At 70.4% G+C, this 15,996-nt stretch carries 14 protein-coding genes; 7 read left to right on the forward strand and 7 right to left on the reverse strand.

The genetic code is table 11. The features are described from left to right. Positions 1–210: 210 nt before the first annotated feature. A complete protein-coding gene (locus AB0J69_RS44150; RefSeq protein ID WP_364131032.1) occupies positions 211–477 on the forward strand; it encodes a MerR family transcriptional regulator in 267 nt (88 codons plus the stop codon). A 127-nt stretch (positions 478–604) separates the two neighbouring features. On the opposite strand, the gene AB0J69_RS44155 is transcribed toward AB0J69_RS44150, so the two are convergent. Next, on the reverse strand, positions 605–1,618 hold the full coding sequence (locus AB0J69_RS44155) for a helix-turn-helix domain-containing protein (protein WP_364131035.1): 1,014 nt from the start codon (positions 1,616–1,618) through the stop codon (positions 605–607). A gap of 267 nt (positions 1,619–1,885) precedes the next feature. Between AB0J69_RS44155 and AB0J69_RS44160 the strand changes: the two genes are divergently transcribed. From AB0J69_RS44160 to AB0J69_RS44170, 3 genes are all read left to right on the forward strand, one after another. Beyond that, complete coding sequence (locus AB0J69_RS44160) at positions 1,886–2,329, forward strand: hypothetical protein (RefSeq protein WP_364131037.1); 444 nt, start codon at positions 1,886–1,888, stop codon at positions 2,327–2,329. Between the two features lie 370 nt (positions 2,330–2,699). Next, positions 2,700–5,249 (forward strand): tetratricopeptide repeat protein, encoded by a 2,550-nt coding sequence (locus AB0J69_RS44165; RefSeq protein WP_364131040.1) that lies wholly within the window; start codon positions 2,700–2,702, stop codon positions 5,247–5,249. Positions 5,250–5,402: 153 nt separating this feature from the next. Further along, positions 5,403–6,383, forward strand: coding sequence for a DUF1838 family protein (locus tag AB0J69_RS44170; protein ID WP_364131042.1), 981 nt, complete (start codon positions 5,403–5,405; stop codon positions 6,381–6,383). A gap of 33 nt (positions 6,384–6,416) precedes the next feature. Here AB0J69_RS44170 and AB0J69_RS44175 read toward each other — a convergent pair whose 3' ends face one another. From AB0J69_RS44175 to AB0J69_RS44190, 4 genes are read right to left on the reverse strand one after another with little or no spacing between them, the layout of a single operon-like run. Next, positions 6,417–7,016 carry an ATP/GTP-binding protein gene (locus AB0J69_RS44175; RefSeq protein WP_364131044.1) on the reverse strand — a complete coding sequence of 200 codons (600 nt, stop codon included), beginning with the start codon at positions 7,014–7,016 and terminating at the stop codon, positions 6,417–6,419. Continuing rightward, positions 6,997–7,395, reverse strand: a complete 399-nt coding sequence (locus AB0J69_RS44180; RefSeq protein WP_364131047.1) for a DUF742 domain-containing protein — start codon at positions 7,393–7,395, stop codon at positions 6,997–6,999. Before AB0J69_RS44180 ends, AB0J69_RS44175 begins: the two co-directional genes overlap by 20 nt. Next, positions 7,392–7,823, reverse strand: a complete 432-nt coding sequence (locus AB0J69_RS44185) for a roadblock/LC7 domain-containing protein (RefSeq protein ID WP_364131213.1) — start codon at positions 7,821–7,823, stop codon at positions 7,392–7,394. The genes AB0J69_RS44180 and AB0J69_RS44185 overlap by 4 nt, the downstream gene beginning before the upstream one ends. After that, positions 7,823–10,282 (reverse strand): nitrate- and nitrite sensing domain-containing protein, encoded by a 2,460-nt coding sequence (locus AB0J69_RS44190; protein ID WP_364131049.1) that lies wholly within the window; start codon positions 10,280–10,282, stop codon positions 7,823–7,825. The genes AB0J69_RS44185 and AB0J69_RS44190 overlap by 1 nt, the downstream gene beginning before the upstream one ends. A gap of 27 nt (positions 10,283–10,309) precedes the next feature. Between AB0J69_RS44190 and AB0J69_RS44195 the strand changes: the two genes are divergently transcribed. Then, on the forward strand, positions 10,310–11,347 hold the full coding sequence (locus tag AB0J69_RS44195) for a DUF4240 domain-containing protein (RefSeq protein ID WP_364131051.1): 1,038 nt from the start codon (positions 10,310–10,312) through the stop codon (positions 11,345–11,347). A gap of 284 nt (positions 11,348–11,631) precedes the next feature. On the opposite strand, the gene AB0J69_RS44200 is transcribed toward AB0J69_RS44195, so the two are convergent. Together AB0J69_RS44200 and AB0J69_RS44205 are read right to left on the reverse strand one after the other, a co-directional pair. Continuing rightward, positions 11,632–12,768: a DUF6042 family protein gene (locus AB0J69_RS44200; protein WP_364131054.1), complete on the reverse strand. Its 1,137-nt coding sequence runs from the start codon at positions 12,766–12,768 to the stop codon at positions 11,632–11,634. A gap of 203 nt (positions 12,769–12,971) precedes the next feature. Then, positions 12,972–14,312 (reverse strand): protein kinase, encoded by a 1,341-nt coding sequence (locus tag AB0J69_RS44205; RefSeq protein ID WP_364131056.1) that lies wholly within the window; start codon positions 14,310–14,312, stop codon positions 12,972–12,974. A 313-nt stretch (positions 14,313–14,625) separates the two neighbouring features. Here AB0J69_RS44205 and AB0J69_RS44210 point away from each other — a divergent pair, with 313 nt between their 5' ends. Next, positions 14,626–15,048, forward strand: coding sequence for a hypothetical protein (locus AB0J69_RS44210; protein WP_364131059.1), 423 nt, complete (start codon positions 14,626–14,628; stop codon positions 15,046–15,048). 118 nt (positions 15,049–15,166) lie between these two features. Continuing rightward, positions 15,167–15,742, forward strand: a complete 576-nt coding sequence (locus AB0J69_RS44215) for a hypothetical protein (RefSeq protein WP_364131061.1) — start codon at positions 15,167–15,169, stop codon at positions 15,740–15,742. Positions 15,743–15,996: the final 254 nt, after the last annotated feature.

The raw sequence follows: 15,996 nt of genomic DNA on the forward strand, positions 1-15,996 counted from the left end.
CGGCCAGCGTGTAGACCCCGACGGTCAGCCGGCCGGTCCTGATGCCGGTCAGGCGGGCCACCTCGGGGCTGTTGCCCATAAACCCATCCAGCCCACACCCGCCGCGGCGGCAAGCAGGCGCCGCCCGCCGGCGCCGCGGACAGCGGCACGCACAGCGTTGCGGACGGCGCCGATGACCGGTTCGACGATGAGGACTACCCCGCCTACAGTATGGGCACGGCCGCGGAGATGCTCGGGGTCACCCCCACGTTCCTCCGGGCCCTGGGCGCCGCCAAACTGATCGAGCCGAAACGCTCCAGCGGCGGCCACCGCCGCTACTCCCGCTACCAGCTGCGCCTGGCCGCGCGTGCCCGGGAGCTCGTCGACCAGGGCACCCCCGTGGAAGCCGCCTGCCGGATCATCATCCTGGAAGACCAGCTCGCCGAGGCGCTGCGCATCAACGCCGAACACGAACGCGAGCGCACGGCCGGAAACTGACACGGCTTCGCCACCCTGCGGGCCTGGTCTTCGACCGTCGCCGACCAGGCCATCCGCATCCCACCCAAATGCCCAGCACGTGCATCTCCCCGTCGGCGTCGATTCCGACGGCCCAGGCTTGTGGGCGTCACCCCTGTTGGGACTGGCTGTATCGGAGGTGACGCCGGTAGGTCGCCGGAGGGGCCCCGTAGGTCTTTCGGAAGAGCCGGTTGAAGTGCGCTTCGTTGGTGAAACCCCAGCAGGCGGCGATGACCCTGATAGGGCGACCGTCCAACAGGGGATCGGCCAGCGCGCGGTGACAGCGTTCGAGCCGCCGCTGCTGGATCCAGCCGGTGACGGTGCAGCCCTCCTTCTGGAAGAGCCGCTGCATGTGGCGCAGGGAAACGTGGTGGGCGGCGGCGATGCCGGCCGCCGAGAGCTCCAAGTCATCCAAATGTCGCTCGATGAACGCCTGGACACGAAGAACGAGCACCGCACCGGGATCCGTCACGAAAGGCGAGGGGTCGGTCTCCAATTCATGGGCGAGCACGGAAGTGAGGAGATCGACGATGACCCCCGACAGCCGCTCGGTGTCGGCTCGGGTCATGCGCGCGGCCTGGGCCAGCACCTGGTGAAGCAGTCCGCTGAAAAGCGCGGCCACGCTCTCACGCCCGGAGATCCGCTTGGCGAGTAACCGCTGCAGGGTAGAGCGGGGGAGCGCCAGGGCGCTGTGGGGGACGTGCAATATCAGCCCGTCGGATATCTCGTCGTGGGAACCTCCCGACGCGCCGTGCTCGCCGGGAAAGCTCCACGCCACGAAAGGACGGGAGGCGTCGTAGAGCGTCAGGTCCGCAGGAGCCAGCGTCGTCTCCTGGTTTTCCTGGACGATTCCGGATCGGCCGCGAAAGGAAAGTGCCACTTGGTAGGCATCGGAGTTGGCGCGTCGAATCCTGTTCGCATTTCTGCGCGCCTCGAAACCGGAACATCTGACCCTCGACAGCCGCAGCGCACCCAGGTCGACGGTACGCATCTCCGCCCAGAAGTCGTCGACATGTTCGCTGAAAGCGTCCACCGATACCACCGACTCGGCGACCGCCTGCCACCAGAAAGCGAACCTGTCCTTGACAGGGACGTCGTCGAGCCGAACCACCGTCAAAGCCACCTGTCGCCCCCGCAGACATCCCCTGGACCAGGCCCCGCCAGGCATGTGCTCATCCTCGATCTCATGGCGCCGGAGGTCAAGGAAGTGGACGCACAGCGGCAAACCCGCACGCTCCAGAGGTGTCAAGCTTCTGGAACGGTTCGGTGATTGCCGGGCATGCCGTAATCGGCGATGCCCGCGACCGAATCGGAAGCGACATCCGCACGTACACGGGGCGGGTGCCATCGGCCGGGAGCGTTCCGTTCACAGGGGGAAACCATGAGACGAATGACAGCCGTCCTCGCAACCTGCTTCAGCCTGATACTCCTTCTCGCCACACCAGGCCTGGCCCGGTCCGCGCAAGGCGCAGGATCGGCCGGGGCACTGGAAGGCGGCGGCTGCCGGGCGGCGTACGACTCCAACGGCTTCAAGAACACCTACCCCTGCATATCCGTGTCGGGCGGCTATTTCCGAGCCGACTCCTACACCGCGGGATTACCGGCCGGCTGCTCCTATTACATCGTCTATCTCATCGAGTGGGACCGGCTTGCGCCGGTCACCGGCGGCCGGGTGGCCAACCTGTCGTCGCATCAGCCCTGTAACAGGGTGCATTCCGATATCGTCCTCTACCGGGACTCCAACACACCATGGACGTATATCTCGAGGATCACGGTATTCAACAGCAGCAATGCGAAGATCGGATCCCTGGAAAGCCCGCGGGTCTGGACCTAGAAAAGTGCTGAAGATGCCGGGAGCGAGCTCCGCATGACGAGTTGCGTGCGGGGCTGACGCTCGCGCTGAACAGAGGGCGCTGAACAGAGGGCGCTGAACAGAGGGCGCTGAACAGAGGGCGCTGAACAGAGGGCGCTGAACACAGGGCGCTGACCTGCGGCAGCGCCCCGCATCGCGAAGACCTCGCCGGCGGCGGACCCGGCGCCGCGATGACATGCTCATGTATTGTCTGGTCCGAGCCGGCAAGGCCACCAGCAAGCGCGCACAGGCATGTCATCGCTGTTCGGACGCCGGAGGTCGAGTGGACAAGTCGTCAGGTGCACACGGTGTCGGCGGAGGATCCCAGCAAGCGGAGATCATTCGGGGCACGTTGCTGCGTGGCTGGCGGGAGCGGGCACTGCTGACCCAGGAGCAGCTGGCCGCCCAGGCCGGCCTCAGCGTCCGCACCGTTCGGCGGCTCGAGCGAGGCATCCAGGTCCGGCCCCGTGGCGCCTCGTTGCAGCTCCTGGCGGACGCTCTCGGGCTCAGCGCCGCTGAGCGGGAGGCTCTGGTCACCGCCACATCGGCCGCCCTGCCTCGGCGGACAGGGACGGAAGTGCCGGTGCCGCGCCAGTTGCCGGCCAACGTCGCCGTGTTCATCGGCAGGGAGCAGGAGCTCGCCGATCTGGAGAACGTCCACTCCCATCAGCAGCACAGCGTCGATCCCGACAGCGGCCACGGCCCGCCGGTGAAGATCATCGCCGTCGACGGGATGGCCGGGATCGGCAAGACCACGTTCGCCATCCACGCCGCTCACCGGCTGACGCCCCACTTCCCCGACGGAACCCTGTTCGTCGACCTGTACGGCTACACGCAAGGACGGGCACCGGTCGACGCCGGCGACGCGCTCGACCAGCTCCTGCGCGGCCTCGGCCTGGCCGGCGAGCGGATACCGCCCGAGCTCGACGAACGTTCGGCGCTCTACCGCAGCGTGCTCGCCGACCGCCGGGCACTGATCGTGCTCGACAACGCGGTGAGCGAACGACAGGTGCGCCCGTTGTTACCCGGGGCCGGCGGGTGCATGGTCATCATCACCAGCCGTGGCCGTCTGACGGGCCTCGAGCGCACCCACACCGTCAGCCTCGACATCCCCTCGTCCACTGACGCTCTCGCGATGTTCGTCCATGCGGCCGGGCACAACCGCCTTGTGCGGACACCGACCGATCTGCTCCACCAGACCGTTCAGCGCTGTGCCATGCTGCCGCTGGCCATCTACATCGCGGGCGCCCGCCTGCGGTCCCACCCCTCCTGGAACGTCGAGGACCTGCTCGAACGGATGGACGAGCACGAACCGCGGCTCGACGAGCTCCAGGCGGGAGAACGAAGCCTCACCGCCGCCCTCGATCTGTCCTACCGCGAGCTCACCCCCGGCCAGCAGCGCGCCTACCGGCTGATGGGCACGCATCCCGGGAAGGATTTCGACGTCCACACGGCCGCCGCGCTGCTCGGCGCTCCCGTCCCGGCGGCCAGGCAACTGCTCGACCAGTTACTCGACGTCCACCTCTTGCAAGAGCCCGTCGCCGGCCGGTACCGCTTCCACGACCTCGTCCGCGAGCACGCCGCCGTGGCGGCCGGCCACGACGGCGTCGAGAGCGGGGCGGCGACCGGCCGGCTGCTCGACTACTACGGCACGGCCGTGACGGCAGCGGTGGACACGCTCTACCCGTACGAGGCGGACAAGCGCCCGGCCGTCCGTGCCGCCCGGGTCGCCGCTCCGGCCATGCGTTCGGCGGCGCAGGCGTCCACCTGGCTGGACGCGGAGCTGGCCAACCTGGTCGCCGTCGCAGCACACGCCGCCGACCACGGGTTCGGCGACCGTGCCGTGCAACTGTCCGCCGCCCTGCACCGGTGCCTGCGCACCCGCGGCCGCTACATCGAGGCCGAGGCCATCCTCCATCGCGCGCTGACGGCCGCCCGCGTGACGGGCAACCGCTCCGGCGAGATCGAGGCGCTGCTCGGCCTCGGCGAGATCAGCTCGGCCCGGGGACTGCACGGACAGGCCGCCGCCCACCTCGGGCAGGCTCTGGACATCGCTCAGGAGACCAGCGATCGCCGGGGCGAGCTCGGCGCGCTCAACGGCCTGGGCTGGACCCACCGGCGGCGGGGCCGGTACCAGCAAGCGGCCGAGGTGTTCGAGCGCGCTCTGGCCATCGCACACGCCATCGGCAACCGCACCGGCGAGCTCGACTCCCTGACCGGCCTCGGTGACGTCCACCGCATGCTGGGCCTGCACGAGCGGAGCGCCGACGACTTCGCTCAGGCGCTGGACATCGCCAGAGCGCTCGGGCACCGCACCGGCGAACTCAAGTCGCTGAGCGGCCTGGGTCACGTCCTCCGCGCCCTCGGCCGTCTGGAGGAGGCGGCGGACAACTTCGCGCGCGCCCTGCCCATCGCCCGCGCGACCGGGCACCGTACCGGCGAGCTGGACACGCTGAGCAGCCTCGGCGACATCCATCGCTTGCGCGGTCGCCTGCCGGCGGCCGCCAGCACCTACCAACAGGTGCTCGACATCGCCACGGAGATCGGCAGCCCCAACTGGCAGTTCGAAGCCGTCCAGGGGCTGGGACGGCTGTGGCGCGCCGCCGGACGGCCGGCGGAGTCGCTCGACCACCACCAGCGGGCGCTCGCGCTGGCGACGGACCTCAACCAGCCGGACGACGAGGCCCGTGCCCACGACGGGGTCGCCCACGCCTGCCACACGCTGGGCCGGCACGAAGAGGCACGCCGGCATTGGCGGCTGGCCCTGGAGATCCTCACCACGTTGGGCAACCAGCAGACCGAGGACGAAGAGGCGAACGTCGACACCATCCGCGCCCACCTCACCGCTCTGGAACACTCCAGCGGGGACGCGCTCGCCGCCGTCACCGACCACCGCCACTAGTCACCGGGAACACCCGGCCACGGTGTCCTTCTCCCGCATGCCGGGTGCCCGGGGCCCGATGGCGGCCCGCTGATCGCCGGGCTGGACAAGCCTTCGCGGGACATGATCACAATATGGCGCTGTTCGCTTCCTTCGCGGCACGAAAGGCCGAACGTGATCAGAAAAGGCATCAAGGGGCTGCTGGTCCCGATCGCCATACTCCTCAGCTCCGGCACTACGGGTGCGGCGGCGCACGACGTACCCGCCGGCTCCACACATCCCGGACCGGTTTACGCGACGGTCACCGACAAGAGCGGGAAACTGTCCTTACAGACGTTCGGACGTCCGGACGGAAAGGACATGGTGTTCCGGATCTCCGGATCGGTGTACGCGAACATCGAGGGCAACAGCCTGGACCCGGCGATGCGGCACGGCCAGAAACTGTTCAACATCGAGGGCTACAACATCCGGCGGCTCTACCGGGTCCCTGACACCAACCAGCTCTACCAGCTCTCCCGGGAGATCGTCTTCTACACCGACCCGGCGGATCCGCAGCGCGTCCTGCGCGAATGGAAGAACCCGATCGACGGCAAGACCTACCCGGTCGTCCCCATCAACAACGACATGGTCAACTTCGGCCCGTTCACGATCACCTCCTCCTACGCGGGCCCGCCGCTGCAGCAGCTGCACGACGAGACGGTGTGGACGAGCGACATCGGCGTACGCGCGAACTTCGCCACCACGCTCGGCGAGCGGTTCGGCCTCGTCGGCGGCGTGTACGCCGCGCAGGAGATGTTCGACTTCTCCGTCGACGGGCGCGAGGTGGTGGCCCGTACCGGATCCGGCGTCCCGACCGGCGCGATGAAGACGAAGATCGGCTGGGCGCGGACCAGCCCGTGGGCGCCGTTCATGTGCCTGGCCGAGACCGACGTGCGCGGCCAGCTCACCTACCACGCCCGCAGCTGGTCGCTGGGCTCCTACGGCCAGATCGAGCCGTGGCTGCGGGCCGAGGTCGAGGCGAACCACCCGCTGTACAAGGCCGCTCCCAGCGCTCCGGGGCCGAGCGAGAACTCCTGGACGTCCTTCCACACCAAGCAGCTCGGCAAGGGCGCCACCACCTGGGCAGGGTGGTGCGCGGCCAACGGCCGCGCCTGAACACCTCGACCGCCGGCCGGTGACCGCGTCCGGTCAGGTCACGGGGTGCGGTGTGGCGCGGGGCTGGACGGCCATCAGCTGGTCGATCAGCGCCAGCAGCACATCGCGCCCCTCCCCGCGGTCGCGGGCGTCACAGAGCACCAGGGGCACCTGCGGATCGAGATCGAGCGCCGTGCGGATCTCCTCCCGCGTACGGTCCCGGACGCCGTGGAAGCAGTTGACGCCGACGACGAAGGGGACACCGCGGCTCTCGAAGAAGTCGATGGAGGCGAAGCTCACCTCCAGCCGGCGGGTGTCCACCAGGACGATCGCGCCCAGCGCCCCGTTGACGAGGTCGTTCCACATGAACCAGAAGCGTTCCTGCCCGGGGGTGCCGAACAGATAGAGCACGAGCCGGCTGTTGATGGTGATCCGGCCGAAGTCCAGCGCGACGGTGGTGGTGGACTTGCCGCTCACCCCGTCCAGATCATCGACGCCGACGCTGGCATGGGTCAGATACTCCTCGGTACGCAGGGGGGCGACCTCGCTCACCGCGCCGACCAGGGTCGTCTTCCCGACGCCGAACCCACCGGCGATCAGGATCTTCACGGCCAGGGGAGCGTCGTCCCCGTGGTCAGAGTTCCCGTAACCCATCCCGCACCGCCTCAAGTATCGCCATATCGGGGAGACCGCCTGCCTGCGCGAAAGCCAGCGGTGGCCGGGCTCGCAGCCGGCCCGACTCGATCAGGTCACCGATGAGGATCTTGGCCACCGACACCGGCAGGTTCAGCGCGGCGGCGATCTCGGCCACCGCCAGGGGCCGCCGGCACAACGCGACGATGGTGCGGTGCTCCGGCTGCAGCCCCCGCTGGCCGCGTCCCCTCTCCGCGGGGACCCCGGACACCGCCGTCATCACGGTGATCAATGTCAGGTCGTCCCGCTCGGGAGCGGTTCGTCCGCCGGTGATCGTGTAGGGACGGACAAGGGGCTGGTCGGCGTCATCGTCGGCAAGCCCCTCCGTCCAGTGATTCATCCGTGTCCTCCGACGTCACGGCCCTGCGGGGGGCGCGCGTCAGTGCCCAGGTTCTGTCCGACCTGCTGGATCAGGGTGTGCATCGCGACGCTCATGAGCTCGGCGTCGACCTCCTGGGAGGCGACCACGGCCAGGTGGGTGCCCCGGCCCGCGGCAGTGATGAAGAGCCACAGCTCGGCCATCTCGATGATGACCTGGTGGACCGGCCCGCCGCCGAAGAGCTGCCCGGCGCCGCGAGCCAGGCTCTGCTGGCCGGTGGCGATCGCGGCCAGGCGTTCGGCGTTCGCGCGTTCGATGGTCCGCGACCGGCTGATCACCAGGCCGTCGTCGGACAGCACGATGGCGTGCCGGGTGCCCGCGACCTGGCTGACCAGGCCGTCGAGCAGCCAGTCCAGGTCCGTGTTGGTGGCGGTGGTGCGCTGCGTCATCATCGATCTTCCGTCGTCGGGGAAGGGGGTTCGGCCGATCCGCTCGGCCCGGTCTGGGCGTCGTCACCGGTGCGGCGCCTGCGGGACTGCCGTTGGAAGGCGCCGATCATGGCGCTGGATCGGCTGGGCTGCTCGCGGACGGCCCAGCTCTCCTGGTCGCCGCGGTCATTCGGGTCCGCCGGGACCTTGAGCTCCTCGGCCAGGCTGGCCTGGCGCACCCGCCGGGGCAGCGGCCGGGGACCGGACGAGGCCGGTGCCCCGGCCCGATCCGGCGGCCCCGCGGGTGCGGTGACGGAAGCCATCGCGCGTCCTCTGGTGCGGGCCGGCAAGGCGCCGTCCTCGTGCGGCGGACGGGGCCGAGCGGCGGCCGCCTCCTGGGGGACCTCCTCAGGGAGGGTGGCGGGGCCGGGCTCGGCGGGCGGGCGGTCCACCACCAGCGCTTCGGGGAGGAGCACGATGACCCGGGTGCCGCCGAACGCCGACGAGCGCAGTTCCACCTGCAGGCCCAGGCTCGCAGACAGCCGGGCGACCACGTACAGGCCCAGACGCACGTCGTCGGCGTGGGTCATCACGTCCAGCTGCGGCGGTGCCTGCAGCAGGGCGTTGACGGCCTCGTACTGCTCGGGTTCCATGCCCAGGCCGCGGTCCTCGATCTCCACGGCGACGCCCCGGCTGACCGGTGCGGCCCGCACCTCGACCGGGGTCAGCGGCTTGGAGAAGGTGGTGGCGTTCTCCATCAGCTCCGCCAGGACGTGGATCAGCGGTCCCACCGCGCGCTCGGCCATCCAGGGCTCGTCCTCGACGTCGATCGAGATCCGGCGGTAGTCCTGGACCTCGCTCTGGGCCGCGCGCAGGATGTCGAGCAGCGGTACGGGCCTGCGCCAGCGGCGCTGCGGCTGCCCGCCGCCGAGGATCACCAGGTTCTCCTCGTAGCGGCGCAGCCGGGCGGTGAGGTGGTCCAGGTCGAACAGGCCCTCCAGCACCTCGGGGTTCTCGTGCCTGCGCTCCAGCTCGTCCAGCTTCTTCAGCTGCAGGCCGATCAGGATCTGGGTACGGCGCGCGATGCGCTGGAGCATGCGCTGGAAGCCGCGGTGCTGGTCGGCCTGCCGCACGGCGGTGCGGACGGCGCTGCGGCGGGCCATGTTGAGGGCCTGGCCGAGCTCGCCGAGTTCGTCGCCGGTGGGCTCGATCATGCGTACTTCCGCGTCCACGTCGACGTCCTCGCCGCGCTCCAGCCGGGCGACCACGTCGGGCAGCCGCTCCTGGAGTTCGTGGGCGTCGTGGCGCAGATGCAGGATGCGCCGCCGGAGAACGGCGGTCAGGCGCCAGCTGGTGAAGACCACCAGGCCCAGAGCGAGCAGGCCCACGCTGGAGATGCTGACGAAGACCGTGAAGATCATGTCGGCGTGCCCGTAGCCGATCCTGCTGACATGCTCGAAGCGCAGGCCGAGAAGTTCGCGCAGTTGCGCGGTGAGCGCCTCCATCGCCGAGCGCCACGCGGCGTCGTCGTCGCGGAGCCGCACCTGATCGCCCTCGGAACTGCCCGCGGCGAGCGTCAGCCGCCCTTCCACGGCGGTCATGGTCTGCCACGCCCGGCCGTCGGTGAGCTTCGCGTACCGGGTCTCCTCGCCCGCGAGGGCGGGCAGCACGCGGGCGTGCATGAGGTGGTTCCTGGTGCCGATGGCCTCGGCGGCGAGGCCGTACTCGGTCCTCGTCAGCCGCCCGGTCTCCCAGCCGCGAGCCAGAATGGCGTCTTCGCGGCCGACCATGTCGATGGTCCAGAAGAGGTCGACCAGCGTCTGCGCCTCGGTGTTCACCTGGCCCTCGTCGGTGTTGCTGAGGACGGTCAGCACGCTGAGGTCCGACTCGATGACGCCGCTGTAGTAGTCGAACGCCTCCCGGCCGCTGGACCAGCCCGCGTCCACCGCCCGGCGCTGCTGGTCGAGGAGGCCGAGGTTGCGTTCGGTACGGGAGACGGCGTCGGCGAGCCCGTCCTGCGCGTCGGCGACGTTCAGGGTCGCCAGGGGGCGGAAGGCGCGCACGGCCTGGTCGGTCGCCGCGCGCTGCTCGGCGAGCCTCTCACGGGCGGCGCTCCCAGGGTCGGCCTGCACCTTCGCGGTGAGCCGGCGCTCCTGATCAAGGGCGAAGAACAGGTCGGCCGCGGGCCTGCCGGCCGTCGCGGTGGCCAGATCCATCTGGGCCTTCTCCGCCCGCCATTGCGTGAACAGCTGTGACATGCCGGACGCCAGCAGCGGGGTGAACGTCACGCTCGGCACGATCACCATGATGATCAGCACGGTACGCAACCGCAGCCGGCGGGCGCCGGCCGGTCGTCGCGGCCCGTCGGTGATCGACTCCGCCGGCTCGCTCTCATCGTTCAGGGCCTTCGTCCGGCGCTGCCTGCCCCTGCCCCATCCAGCCACGTGCAGGACACTCTCCTCGCCGGTCGGTGAACCCAAGACGAAAGATCTCCACACAGGTGATCGGTGCCCGATCGTAGCCATCCGGAAGTGGGGCCGAAAGCCCCCGTTGCGGGAGCCCGGCTCCTTTCCTGGCCGCCGGCCCATCCCGTCACCGCGCTGAACTGCGGTCCGTACGAATTCGCCGTCTATCCAGGTTCACCGAATGCCATGATCAAGCTCATGGAAATCGACGGTTTCTGGGAACTTGTGGAGCGCTCCGCCCAGGAGACCGGCAACCGGCGGGAGCGACTGGACTGGCTTGCGCATCACCTTTCACGCCTGCCGGCCGAGGAGATCGTGGACTTCGAGGCCTGGTTCACGATCTGCGCCAACCGGGCCTGCTCCTGGGACATGTACGCGGCGTGCTGGACCATCACCGGCTTCGGGTCGTCCGATGGCTTCGAGTATTTCGTGGATTGGCTGATCAGCCTCGGCCGCGATTCCTTCGACAAGGTCGCCGGCGTTCCTGATCGGATTGTGGAGCTTCCGGAAATTCAGCGGCTCTTCGAGCTGTCGCGGAACTTCTCCCACGAGCGGACCTCGCCATCCAGGGATGGCAGGTTCCGGCTCGGGCGGGTGACGCAGATCCGGCGTCAGGTATGGCCGGACGAGGATTATCCGAAGTTCGAGTTGCTCTCGTACGTGGCCTCCAGCGCGTACCGGCGAGTCACAGGTGTGGAAACGGCCCACGTGGGGGAAGCCGTCCGGGCGCGGGGGATCGACAGCAAATTCCCCTTCCTTACCTTTCTCGCTGAGCCCGATGGCCAGGAATGGGATTTCAGCGACAGGGCGGAGTTCACGCGCCGCCTTCCGCGCCTCGCCCGCCACCGTGGGCTCACCGACGAGCCGGACCAACACGGCGGACAGCGCTCCGACGGCCCGCGCGTCACACGGTGGCCTCGGTCCTTGTCCCGGGGAGAGGAACGGACCCGCGCATGGTTGTTCCGCCGCAAGGGCGGGGACAGGATTTCCGTTCGGGACCGGCGTCACCTGCGCTGCGGGTTCGGCATCGAGAAAGCGTGCACGTGGCCGGCAAAGGACAACTGCTTCTGTGCGCCCTGACTTCGCGCCCGGGGCACAACCGCTTGCCGTACGCGCTCAGGAGCGTGTCCTGCCGGACCGGCCACGGCGCGGCCAGCCAGTCCTGGGCCGGCGCGCCGTTGATCGCTGGAGCAGGTTCTGCCGCAGGTGAAGGCCGGGCGGCTGTCGCCTGGGGCCGGTGCCTCGCGCATGGAGGTGTCGGGTCGGCGGCGGCTCCTATGCCATTGCGCCGCTACGTCCGGGCGCGCCGGAACCCGGGGCTTTACCAGGCGGGCCAGGCATTCGGAGAAGGGTCGTACCGTCCTTCAAACCTGCCTGCGAGCCCGGCGGCCCGGCTGGGGCGGCTCGGGCGGTCGCGGCAGCGCGGTGTAGACGGTCTCGCCGGACGTGCGGAGCAGCCCGCGCTCGGCGCCGTAGCGCAGGGTGTCGCGAATCTCCTCCGGGGTGGCCAGCAACCGGTCAGCCAGCTCGGCCGGCGTCGCCGAGACGGTCTGGTCCGGGCTCCACACCGCGACGGCGGCCAGGTCGGCGGCGAACGAGGTGTAGCGGGCGAAGGCGTCCTGGCGCCGGATGGCGGCCACCTGTTCATCGGGAAGGCGCAGCACCGTCTCGGCAGAGGGCGGCTCCGCGACCGGGCGGTAACGCGTCTCCCGGCCGGTGGAATGGGCCACTATCAGACCGGCGGCGGCCAGCAGCGGGAGCAGGTCCCGGCGGGTGGCCGGAGAGGGCACGCCCAACTGGGCCGCGAACGGCGACAGGTCGTCGGCAAGGGGCGCGTTCCAGCCACCTGACATGCTGGACCACGGCTGATAGGCGGCGGCGATCCGTTCCGCGCCGACCGCGCCGTCGGCCGCGGCCACGCGCAGGGCGTGCAGCACCTCCTCGCACGCGATCCCGAGCACGGCTCGCCATCCGGTGTTTCCCGGTCGTACGGCGGGGCGGCTGCGCGCCAGCCATCGGGGAGGGCACGGCGGTGCCGGCGTCGCCCAGAACTGCATCCGCCACAGATCGCCGGCGGCGGCCTCGAAGCCGGGCACCTCCGGCGCCGTCCTGCGGCAACAGACACGCACCCGGTAGAACCCGGGCGGACCGAGATCGAGCGGCCTGTCGCCGTAGCTCTCACTGTGCAGCACTGTGGTCAGCATCACCGAGCCGGTGGCGCTGTGGTAGGGGCTCTCGACGATGTCGTGCCAGCCGTCGTCGAGGGGCGGGGGAGTGGGATGGGCTTCCAGACGTACGTCATGGCGGGCGTCGCGGGATGACGCCTGTAACCATCCGTCGCCTGCTCGGGCGATCGTACCGCCGGGTTGCGCGTGCAGGTCGTGCTCGCCCAGCAGGGCGAGATCCGGCACCTGCCTGAACGCCGGGTCCACACCCGAGGTGTCCCGGACGACGATGGTTCCGTACTCGGGCCAATGATCTTCGATGGCGATCATCCTCATGCCGGGACCGTAGCGAACGGCCCCGACAGACGGGCAGGCGAAAGACGGCCTCGCCGCAGCCCCGCCCCCGGCCGTCGCACCTCGAGCAGCCGGCGTGCGGCGAAGCGACGAGGACGGGTGGCCAGTGCCAGAGCGCACCGTACCAAGGCCCCCGCCGCCCCCAGGCTCGCGCAACCCTCCCGCGAACCGCACCCGCATTCTGATCACTTGCGCCCTTTGCCGCCGCCCTTGCCGGGCGAGCGCAGCTTGTGCCCGAGTCCGACCGCGCCCTTCTTGCCGGCCTTCTTGGCCTGGCCCGGCGGCACGGAGGCCACTGCGGACGGCGCGGGCGGTTCGGCCCGGTGCCGGGCGGTCGGCGTGCCGCGGTTGATGGCCGCGGGCCGCGCCTGCAGGCGCGCGGTCGATGGCGGCGGGGCCGACTCGGTGGGCATGGTGGCGGCGGGTATCCGCCGCTCCGCGGCGGGCCCGCCGGCAGGCCGGCTCGGCCAGGAGGTGGCTACCAGCACGGCGGCGACCAGGACGGTCGCCGCCGCTGCGGGCCGGAGGTGCGTGGTCCACGGCCGGCGCCCGGCCGGATCAGCGGCCGGCCGCATCCGGGAGGGAGCCTTGCGGGCGGGAGACGACGTGAGGCTTCCCGCGGGAGCGGAGCCGGCGGGGCGGGACGGCGGCGGCGCCGGGGCGGGCACGGCCGTATCCATCGGCGCTGTCACCGCAGCCATGGCGCCGGTGACCGGCATTCGATCGAGGGAAGGGGAGCTGATGCGGTGCAGGTGCCGGCGGGCGTCGTCGATGCCGGTGCGGCGGTCCGGGTCCTTGTCCAGCAGGCCGGTGATGAGGGGCGCCAGCGGGCCGGCGAGGTCGAACGGGGCCGGCTCGGCGGTGAGGACGGCGCTGAGGGTGGCCAGGGCGCTGCCTTGCTCGAAGGGGCAGCGGCCCTCGACCGCGGTGTACAGCATGACGCCCAGCGACCACAGGTCACTGGGCGGGCTCGGTGCCGCGCCGCGGGCCCGTTCGGGGGCGATGTAGGCGGGAGTACCGACCACCAGGCCCGCTTGGGTGTGGCCCTCCGGCTGCTGCCGGCTGGTGGCCAGACCGAAATCGGTCAGTACCGCATGGTCGCCGTCCAGCAGGACGTTGGCGGGCTTGACGTCGCGGTGCACGATGCCGGCGGCGTGCGCCACCTGCAGCGCCTCCAGCACCTGCAGGCCGATCCTGGCCACCGCGGTCGGCGCCAGGGGTCCCCGTGCGGCCAGCACGTCGGCCAGGGTGGGGGCGCAGACCAACTGCAGGACGATCCACGGCCGTCCGTCGGCCACGACCACGTCGTAGACGGTGGCGATGTGCGGATGGGACAGCCGGGCGGCCAGACGGGCCTCGCTCATCGTGCGGCCCAGCAGCACCTCGCGTTCGCACGGCGGCCGCTGGTCCAAGGTGACCTCCTTGACCGCGACCGGGCGATCCAGCAACTCGTCGTAACCGCGCCAGACCCGGCCCATCCCGCCCCGGCCGAGCTCGGCCTGCAGCCGGTAACGACCAGCGAGCAACCCACCCTGATATCCCTCCGCATCGGCCATAGCGCGCGACCTACCCGATCAACGCCTGCCCATGCGCTGCGCGTTGGGTCGCATCGCCGGCCCGCTACGTCGTTCCCCGTTCCATGCCGCGGGGCCGCGCCCGCCAGGCGGACGACAGCGTGCCGACGATAGTGGGCAAGGGTGGCGGGTTTGGATCGCCGTTGCCGGTGCGAACCGTACCCAAGCTTGGACAATCGTCGTCCGGCCATGACGCACCATCGCCGCCTGCCGGGTCATGGTGGAGAGGTCGGGAGGTGTCCGGACCATTCGGAGGAGTCCTCGCATGGGCACGATGACGATCCGTACCTCTGTCGCGCTGCTGGCCGTGGCCGCATTCGCCGCCGGCAGTCCCTCGACGCCGGCCGTCGCCGACGCGCCGGCACGACCCGCCGCTCACGCCTCGATCGCCCCGGCCGCCTCGCAGTCCATCGGTGCCGGGCTGTCCGAACCGCTGCCCGCGGATGCGATCGACTGCGGGCCCGGGCCGGGCGGTGACGTCTTCGCGGTGGCCAGCCTGGACGGAGAGCCCCATCCCGAACTGTGCGCCACCGCGCAGAACGTGGCCAACGCCTGGGCAGGGGCCGGCGGGAGACCGGTCACGGTCTATGTGGACGGCAAGGACTGGACCTGCAGCGAGCGCCCGACCGGCCCCAACACCTACACCGAGTGCGTCAGCGGCGCCATGAGGGTGCAGATGCGCTCGTGACCGCGCGGGAACGCGGCGAGTGCTCACCTGGTGTGGCAGACGACGTCGACTGCGCCGGGAATGGCTGATGGCCCTTCTCCGCTGGCGTGGGCCGGAGTTTGCCGGTAGATCACACTCCATGGACTGGTGGGCGAACCTTCTGCAGGGCGGAATCAGCGCTGTCATCGGCGGCATCGTGGCGGCTCTCACCGCTTGGGCGGTCGTCGCCGGCACGGGGCGGCAGGCGCACAGACAGGCGCTGATCATCGATGCCAGGAACGCCGCTCGAACGCTGATTCGTGATACCGAGGCGCTGATGCGTGCTGTCATGCGGCTGAGCCGTTCGCCAGAACGGCGTGACCGGCGGGAATGGCTGCTCCAGCTGGACGAGGCGCGCGTGGCCTTCTTCAACAGTTGCGCGGTCAACATAGCGACGATCGCGGCGGTGGATGAGGGGTTCGAGCAGCGCTTGTTCCAGCTCATGAACGAGATCCACGAAGAGATGATGAGTTTCAAGCCACCGTGGATGCACTCGCGGTCCTGGCGCGGCGCGCAACGCCGGATGGCCGGCCAGCCCGATCCCGAACGCCGGACACCGCGCTTCGAGACACTCACCGGCACTCTTGTGGAGGAACTCACGATGTGGCTGGCAGGCCGGCGTCCCGTTCCCTCGAATCCGCCACCTCGGACAAGAACTGCCCGGCCAGACCAGTGACCATCCCAGTCACGGACGGCGAACCGCAGGTCGGCGATGCCAGTACTCGACAGACCATTCGAGAGGCCACAGCGCCTGCCTGATCCGCGAGACCACCACCGGCGCCGTACGAGCGCGAGCGCGCCGACGCCGCACCGGCAGCCCGCTCACCACACGCCACCGACCAGGAACACCAGCGAGCTGTAAGCGCCGGCCGGCCGCTCGTGGCGCGTCTTGGACCGGGTGTCTTCGGGACGGTCGTCGCGGATGCGACC

It is taken from the genome of Nonomuraea sp. NPDC049709, from assembly GCF_040674815.1.
In the GTDB taxonomy this organism is placed as follows: Bacteria; Actinomycetota; Actinomycetes; order Streptosporangiales; family Streptosporangiaceae; genus Nonomuraea.

What these genes read in the sequence shown, in the direction of transcription:
- AB0J69_RS44150 (WP_364131032.1), top strand. Translation starts at nt 211, where the DNA reads ATGGGCACGGCCGCGGAGATGCTCGGGGTCACCCCCACGTTCCTCCGG.
- AB0J69_RS44160 (WP_364131037.1), top strand. Translation starts at nt 1,886, where the DNA reads ATGACAGCCGTCCTCGCAACCTGCTTCAGCCTGATACTCCTTCTCGCC.
- AB0J69_RS44175 (WP_364131044.1), bottom strand. Translation starts at nt 7,016, where the DNA reads ATGGGTTACGGGAACTCTGACCACGGGGACGACGCTCCCCTGGCCGTG.
- AB0J69_RS44180 (WP_364131047.1), bottom strand. Translation starts at nt 7,395, where the DNA reads ATGAATCACTGGACGGAGGGGCTTGCCGACGATGACGCCGACCAGCCC.
- AB0J69_RS44185 (WP_364131213.1), bottom strand. Translation starts at nt 7,823, where the DNA reads ATGACGCAGCGCACCACCGCCACCAACACGGACCTGGACTGGCTGCTC.
- AB0J69_RS44200 (WP_364131054.1), bottom strand. Translation starts at nt 12,768, where the DNA reads ATGAGGATGATCGCCATCGAAGATCATTGGCCCGAGTACGGAACCATC.
- AB0J69_RS44210 (WP_364131059.1), top strand. Translation starts at nt 14,626, where the DNA reads ATGGGCACGATGACGATCCGTACCTCTGTCGCGCTGCTGGCCGTGGCC.
- AB0J69_RS44215 (WP_364131061.1), top strand. Translation starts at nt 15,167, where the DNA reads ATGGACTGGTGGGCGAACCTTCTGCAGGGCGGAATCAGCGCTGTCATC.